Below are 4,972 nucleotides of genomic sequence, written 5' to 3'. Positions count from 1 at the left end.
AAACCATTCATGTGCCTTCCAGCTGGGAAAATCAGGGGTTCAATGGATATGACGGCTACGCATGGTATCGCAAAACATTTGTAATAGCACCCGAATATAAAGATGCCTCACTCATGTTATTTCTGGGATACATCGATGATGTTGATGAAGCATACCTCAATGGTCAGCTCATTGGGCAAAAGGGATCTTTTCCGCCAAATTTCTGGACGGCTTATAATACAGAACGGAAATACTTTATTCCAAAAGAACTGATAAACTTTAACGGACATAACACCATAGCAGTAAGGGTTTATGATGCTCAGATTGACGGTGGAATCGTACGGGGCCCGGTGGGCATCTACAGGAGGCACCGCGATCTGGTACCGGATGTGGAACTTGAAGGGTATTGGAAATTTAAAACAGGAGACAATCAGGCCTGGGCACTTCCTGATTATGAAGATACCAACTGGGATAAAATTGTTGTTCCCGGGATATGGGAAGACCAGTTGGCAAAAGACTACAACGGATTTGGATGGTATCGAAAATCATTCAAGGCTCCGGCTTCCATGGAAGGAAAACGTTATGTACTAATGCTGGGGAAAATCGACGACCTGGATGAAGTCTTTATTAATGGAAAAAAAGTGGGGCAAACAGGAGAAATTCACAGCAATCCACACGCAATAAATGTTTACGACGAGTATAATCGTCCCAGATATTATTATCTCAACGAAGCAGATATTGTTCCGGGAAAAATCAATACCATAGCCATACGGGTATTTGATAAGGTTGGAGAAGGCGGCATATACACCGGCCCTATTGGCCTGATAGAACTGAAGCGTTTTGTCAGTTACTGGCGGTCACGTTAGTTGCTGCTTCTCCTCCTTTTCTCAGAAAATAATTATTTCAGACCTAAAAATCCTTTTCTCTTTTCAAAAACCTGATTATATTTGCAATCGCAAAGCGGGGGTGCCCAACCAATGGCTGAGATTATACCCTTTGAACCTGAGACGGATAATGCCGGCGCAGGGAGAAATTCTCGCCATTTATAATCATTCCCGATGCATTAAACGCAGAGACGCAAAAAAGCAGAGTTTTTTTGAAGTGGGACTAACATTATAATTTCTTCTGACTTCCAACTTCTGCCTTTTTCACTTCTGCCTTAAAAAACTACAATGGGGTGCCTGAACAAGGCTGAGATCATACCCTCTGAACCTGGCCGGGTAATTCCGACAAGGGAATGTATGATGTCTTTTATTTTTCCTCATTGCAGTTCAGTTTAATTTTAAACTTTAACTGCTTTGTCATGCAAAAATTATTGTTCGTATTGGGATTGATATTTTTAGTGTCTCCCGTGTTTTCACAACATCAACTTACCGGTGTGGTAACCACCGGGGACGGCGAACCACTTGCGGGTGCTTCTGTGGCCGTGAACCCCGGAAACAGGGGAACCACAACCACCGACAACGGAACTTTCTCCTTCTCAATTATTAACGATGAGATGGTTAAATTAACAGTCTCTTTTCTGGGATATGAAACCTGGCAACAAAACATTAGTCCGGCAAATACATCTTCCATACAGGTCAGGATGGTTCCCAAATCACATTTAAAAGAAGAAGTGATAGTCACTGCTTACCGTGTAGGAAGCAAAACTCCCGTTGCCCACACCAATCTGGGGCGGGAGGATTTGCAACAGGCAGGAGCCGGAAACGATATTCCTTCAATGCTGAAACTCACCCCTTCACTGATTTCCACCTCCGAAAGCGGTACCGGGCTGGGCTACACCGCATTTCGCATCAGGGGAACGGATGCCACGCGCATCAATGTGACCATGAACGGGGTTCCGGTCAATGATTCGGAAAGCCAGGGTGTTTTCTGGGCCAACATGCCCGATTTTGCCAATTCGGTTGAGAACGTTCAGATACAGCGTGGCGTAGGGACTTCCACCCAGGGGCCCGCCGCATTTGGAGCCACGGTAAATTTCCAGACCACTACCAGTGAACCTCAAGCCTATGCTGAGTTGTCATCAACCGCCGGTTCGTTCAATACCCTGAAAAACAGTCTGCGAATGGGAACCGGAATGATCAACGACCGCTTCTCCTTTGAAGGACGTTACTCTCGTCTCAAAAGTGACGGTTACATCCACAATGCATTCTCCGATCACCAGTCCCTTTACCTGGGCGGAACGCTGCACTTCGACCACAGCTTTCTGAAAATGATCCTGCTCCACGGCGACCAGGAAACAGGCATCAGCTGGTGGGGAGTTCCACAAGAACGTCTGGAGACCGACCGAAAATACAACCCGGCGGGAGTTTATACAGATGAGTTTGGCGTCGAACAATATTACGAGGACCAGACCGACAATTACAAACAAACCCACAGCCAGCTTTTTTACAGTGTAGCGCCCAGCGACCGCCTCTATTTTACAGCCGCCTTGCATTACACCCGGGGAGACGGCTACTACGAGCAATACAAAGAAGATGAGGCACTTGCAGATTACGCCCTGCCAAATCTTGCCATCGGCGATCAAACCGTCGAAACCACCGACCTCATCCGCCGCAAATGGATGGGAAATGATTTTTACGGTGCCACATTATCGGGAAATGCCTCACTACTGCCTGGTCTTGAATTCACCTTTGGCGGAGGCTGGAATCAATACGATGGCAATCATTTCGGTCGGATCATCTGGATGCGTTATGCCGGCAATACCGAAAAGGAGCACAATTGGTACTACAACAACGGGCTGAAAACCGATTACAATCTTTTTTCCAAGCTCAACTTGCAGGTTAGTCCCGCAATACGTGCTTTTGCCGACTTGCAATACCGAAACATCAACTACGAAATGTCGGGGAATGATGACGATCTCCTGTCTCTTGCACAAGAACATGATTTCAGTTTTATAAATCCAAAAGCGGGGTTTTATCTCACCCCTGATGAGAAAAACAATATCTATGTATTTGCAGGAATATCTAACCGGGAGCCGACCAGAACCAATTTTAAGGATGCCAAGAATGACCCGAATGCCATACCCAAAGCAGAAATGTTAATAGACATTGAACTGGGACACACCTTTCATTCAACCATCTTCAGCAGTGGCCTAAATCTCTATTATATGCATTATGACGACCAGTTGGTTCCCACCGGAGAGAAAAGCAGCGTTGGATACGATATCATGACCAATGTGGAGAAAAGTTATCGTGCAGGTGTGGAGCTGATGGCTGCTGTGAAACCGGTTTCCTGGCTCTCCTGGGATGTTAATCTGACACTCAGTCGGAACATCATCAATGGTTTTGTGGAAACCGCAGTAAACTATGATGAAAACTGGGAAGAAGAGACCATCACCAAAAATCATGGCGACACACAAATTGCCTATTCTCCGTCAATTTCAGGAAGCAGCAATCTGTCTGTTGAACCGGCAAGAAACTTTAAAGTCTCCCTTGCAAGTAAATATGTGGGAGAACAATACTTCGACAACACCGAAAGTGAGGCAAGAAAACTGGATGCTTATTTAGTTAATGACCTGCAATTCGGCTGGTCGCTGTTTCCCAAATCACTAAAACAGATCGACCTTCAATTGACCATTCATAATGTTCTGGATCATGAATACGAGAGCAATGCTTATGGCGGAAACTGGTACGAACAGGGAAAGGAAGAAACCTGGGCTTACTATTACCCAATGGCAGGGAGATATTTTATGGGACAGATTGTGATTAAGTTTTAACGGAGTTTAGCAAAAACTATAAACATAAGAGCCCTTCAGGCTCTGTTTCCCTCAAAATATAAAGGCATGATACCGAAGTGGGTCAAATATCTATAGATGTAATGTTTACATAAGAATCGACCCCATAGTGGGTCGTACCAGTAAGGTATATTTGTTTGTTTTTCTCATGGATTTTTCGATTAGGAGCTTTGGTAAGCACCTAATAGGTATGCATTATTTTATTGACCATGCTCCATGCCCTTTGCCCTTTGCTCCATGCTCTTTGCCCCTACTCCTCCACACCAGGATTTATCAGCAACCGCGAAAACCAATACCACTGCCCGTCAGAGTTACGGGTGGTGATGGTCACCGGGGTACGCCGTCTGTTTGCCGGCGCTTTGAAGGAAAAAGAAAGCTGATTCCCGTCAAGAGAAATTGCTTCGGACGAGGACTGTCCGCCGATAAAGCAATTTAACGGCCCGCTGAGTTTCTCCCCGACAAGTTGTATTGAATAATCCAGTTGCTCTCCGCCATCCACAATTATCGGAAGCTGATTCTCTTTTTGAACCTTAAGCGGATGCATATTCACTTTGCTGATGAACTGTTCCATGGACACATGACTGCCGGCCACCGGGAAGCGTGGCACGGCATAAGGATGAGATGTATTACTCAGCACCCCCGAGTTTTGCGCAAATGCAATTTCATAATCATGTTTTTTTATGACCTCAACCATGTCGTCGGAAAACTCACCATAAGGATAGACATACGTTTTGGGAACAAAACCTACGTTTTCTTCAAAAAGCGCTTCTGCTTTAAGTAAATCTTCTTCAAAAACTTTGGCTCTTAAAGTATCATGCACATTCACAAAATAATTATGCTGATGGGAATGGCTTCCTATTTCAATTCCTTTGGCCATAACCTCATTCAGCTGCGGCCAACTAAGATAATCGCCCCACCCCACACTTTCGGTATTAACAAAGAGCGTGGCTTTCATTTCGTATTTTTCCAGAAGAGGAATGCCGTTTTCATAAAAAGAAGCAAATCCATCATCCACCGTTATCAGGACTTTTTTGCTGTCATTGGCCAGGGCTGAAGTATCGTTCAACAGTTCACTTACTGTAAAGGATTTGAAACCATTATCGGACAAATACTTCAAATGCTCTTCAAAAACCGAAACAGAAGTATTCGTAGAGGGATAACGGGAGTCGCCAAACCGATGATAAACCAGACAAACCACTTCGAAATCTGTATTTAACTGTTGCCAAAGGGGCTCCCCGGGATTATCGGCTGAAGTGT

At 45.0% G+C, this 4,972-nt stretch carries 3 protein-coding genes and 2 riboswitches; of the genes, 2 read left to right on the top strand and 1 reads right to left on the bottom strand.

The features are described 5' to 3' along the window. A partial coding sequence (locus QZZ43_RS05250; protein ID WP_291856875.1) for a beta galactosidase jelly roll domain-containing protein occupies positions 1–845 on the top strand: 845 nt, incomplete at its 5' end. 86 nt (positions 846–931) lie between these two features. After that, positions 932–1,025, top strand: a riboswitch (TPP riboswitch). A gap of 117 nt (positions 1,026–1,142) precedes the next feature. Continuing rightward, a riboswitch (TPP riboswitch) is annotated at positions 1,143–1,233 on the top strand. 49 nt (positions 1,234–1,282) lie between these two features. Further along, positions 1,283–3,697, top strand: a complete 2,415-nt coding sequence (locus QZZ43_RS05245) for a TonB-dependent receptor (protein WP_291856874.1) — start codon at positions 1,283–1,285, stop codon at positions 3,695–3,697. A gap of 268 nt (positions 3,698–3,965) precedes the next feature. On the opposite strand, the gene QZZ43_RS05240 is transcribed toward QZZ43_RS05245, so the two are convergent. Further along, a partial coding sequence (locus QZZ43_RS05240; protein ID WP_291856873.1) for a polysaccharide deacetylase family protein occupies positions 3,966–4,972 on the bottom strand: 1,007 nt, incomplete at its 5' end.

Source organism: Marinilabilia sp. (assembly GCF_016278715.1).
Classification (GTDB): Bacteria; Bacteroidota; Bacteroidia; order Bacteroidales; family Marinilabiliaceae; genus Marinilabilia.
Note: the sequence above shows the minus strand (reverse complement) of the source record. Positions and strands in the feature narration are given on the sequence as shown.

What these genes read in the sequence shown, in the direction of transcription:
- QZZ43_RS05245 (WP_291856874.1), top strand. Translation starts at nt 1,283, where the DNA reads ATGCAAAAATTATTGTTCGTATTGGGATTGATATTTTTAGTGTCTCCC.